Source organism: Microcystis sp. LEGE 08355 (assembly GCF_015207185.1).
In the GTDB taxonomy this organism is placed as follows: domain Bacteria; phylum Cyanobacteriota; class Cyanobacteriia; order Cyanobacteriales; family Microcystaceae; genus Microcystis; species Microcystis panniformis.
Genome location: NZ_JADEXI010000815.1, coordinates 1 through 1,609, shown reverse-complemented (window position 1 = coordinate 1,609; position 1,609 = coordinate 1). Strand labels below are relative to the sequence as shown.

Here is a 1,609-nt window from a genome sequence, read left to right as displayed (position 1 = left end):
ACCCCACACCCTGCCCCCACCGAAAAACTTTTTGCCGCAAACCCTAATTAGCAGGGTACGCTGCCTAAATTTTTAGTAATCTGGGTATAGTCCGCAAGCTTGCCTGGGTAAGCCAAGGGGAATTTTCCCAAACTTGCCAAGCTAAAATCGATCAACTCGCTCAGTACGATAACCCGAAATAGGGGCATCCTCAGAAGGGAGCATCTACTATCTAATCACAATTGACCCCTTTATGGTCATAGCCCTAAAATCCATCCGCTTACTGATTTAGGAGGGTTAAATCAAATAACCATGGCTAGTCTAAACACTGAACAAAGACAAACAAGAGACGAAGAAGAGCTACTGTGCGATTATTGGCGCAACCGCGCCAGGACCGATTCCCCTGAGCAATTAATCGAGGGTTTTCGTCGTCTGTTTATCGAAGGTGGCGGTTATCAAGAAGCTCCTATTTATTTAGCCCTAGAGCGTCTTGTCAAGGCCAAAGATGTGGAAAGTCGTTTTGATCATTTCTTTAACCGCTGCTGTCATATTTTAGTGAATCGATGGCAAACGCAGCCTGCCCATCAGCCAGCAATTCCCGAATTGGTATCGCTACTGGAAAATTTGCCCTCCCCACCTCCTGGACATTACAGCAGCCCCAATAATTTGCGCCATCTGGTCAAAAATTTTACCCTCTCGGATGACTACGTTAGGCTGCAGCGTCTGGCGAGAATTATTAGCGGCAAATACAGCGAAAAAACCGCCGCTTCCCTGGGAACCCTGATTAGTCGTTATCCCTATCTCTATGATTACTATTTACTCGGTGATGACAGTCCCCGAGAACAGCGACAAACTGTTAGACGTATTAAAGTGAAAACCGAGAGCCGTTTCGAGGTAAATCTCTCTCGTTATGTCACCTATCAGGTACGTTTGGCACGGGCAGCCCATAGCCCAAAAATCAGGGAAGAAGCGGGGAGAATCATTCAACCAGTGGAAAATCCCACCCTGCTCAATGATAAGGAGCTAAATCGCACCCTCAAGTATTATCTGGGGACGGTAGCAGGAAATTATACTTATAAGAATCTTTCGCTAAATTTTCTGGCGAATGCAGTTTATACCCGTACCTATAAAGATTTTAAAAATGATCTCTACGATTATCTAATTACCTCCTTAGACTACGGCAAGGGGCAATTTGCCCAAAAACTCGACGATATCCTGCAAAATACCCTACCCCATTGCGATCAACAAAAACCGAGTGAATTTCTCATGCTGCGTACTTCTAGCCAACTGTTAAATTATCTGGTGGTGGAAAGCGGACAAAAACCCGATCATTACCTTCTTATGGATATGATCACCAATATGGGGGTAACTCGGACTGTGGGGTTATTGCTCAAGTTGATTTTGATCTGTCCCCAGGCAAAACCCCACTTAGATAAACGTTTTTCGATTCTATTTAACCACTACGAGAGTTATTCTCGCGATCAAGTGCCTTGGTTGGTTAAATCCCTAGAAAATCTGCAAGTAGCTTTTAGTATTCATTTCGGCCAAGCTGATTTGTCCTGTCTCCGTCAAATCCAGTGATGGGAAGTGGGGAAGTGGGAAGTAGGAAGTGGGAAATGGGGAGATGGGG

At 45.1% G+C, this 1,609-nt stretch carries 1 protein-coding gene; it reads left to right on the top strand.

Features of this window, described 5'->3' with window-relative positions; translation table 11 throughout:
• The first annotated feature begins 291 nt into the window (after positions 1-291).
• Positions 292-1,560: a hypothetical protein gene (locus IQ242_RS24315; protein ID WP_193961723.1), complete on the top strand. Its 1,269-nt coding sequence runs from the start codon at positions 292-294 to the stop codon at positions 1,558-1,560.
• The last annotated feature ends 49 nt before the right edge of the window (positions 1,561-1,609 follow it).

What these genes read in the sequence shown, in the direction of transcription:
- IQ242_RS24315 (WP_193961723.1), top strand. Translation starts at nt 292, where the DNA reads ATGGCTAGTCTAAACACTGAACAAAGACAAACAAGAGACGAAGAAGAG.